A 734-nucleotide genomic window follows, 5' to 3' on the forward strand; every position below is an offset into this window, starting at 1 on the left:
CCGAATTCGGTCTTCTCCAGCAGGTGCCCGTTGCGGTCGTAGGCGTAGGCGGTGCGCCGGCCGTCGAAGCCGGTTTCCTGTCGGATCAATCCGGTGGGCGTGTAGTCCAGCCGGTACTTTTCCCCGGACTCGTTCTCGATTTCCGTGAGCAGCAGTTGCGCATGGTCGTAGCGGTACTGCACCCGCGTGCCGTCGGGATTGATCTTGCGCGAGACCAGGTGCAGGTCGTCGTCATACTCGTAGCGGGTGATGTGCCCGAGTTCGTCGCGCTCGGCAGTGACCTGGCCGTAGGCGCCGTAGCTGTAGGCACGGGTAGCGCCCGTAGGAAAGGTCGTCTGAATTAGTCGGCCAACCGCATCCCACTGCTGGCGGGTGATCGCGCCGTGCTCGTTGCAAGTGGTCGTCCGTCGCCCCAGCGCGTCGTAGGAAAAGCGCCGCACACCACCGTCGGGCAGGGTTTCCTCGATCAGTTGCCCGAGGTCGTTCCACGACAACTTGTGCCGGCTGCTGTCCGGGTAGCGGATCGACAGCAACTGCCCGCGCGTGTCGTAGTAGTAATGGGTGACCTGGCCGTCGGGATCGACCGCCTCGGTGACATCGCCCTCGGCGTTGCGCCGAAACGTCCACATCGCCTCGCCGCGGGAACGGCTGTGCAGGAAACCGTTACGGTACTCGTAGGACGTTGGCTCATCGTCCGGCGGAAGCAGCGCGATCAGCCGTCCGACGTCGTCGTA

1 pseudogene is annotated in these 734 nt (G+C 64.4%); it reads right to left on the minus strand.

The annotated features are described in order from the left end of the window. Positions 1-734 (minus strand): annotated as a pseudogene (locus tag ACM6I7_RS14550) (type IV secretion protein Rhs); the annotation flags it as partial.

This window comes from Pseudomonas sp. IT-93MI4, from assembly GCF_949767635.1.
In the GTDB taxonomy this organism is placed as follows: domain Bacteria; phylum Pseudomonadota; class Gammaproteobacteria; order Pseudomonadales; family Pseudomonadaceae; genus Aquipseudomonas; species Aquipseudomonas putida_A.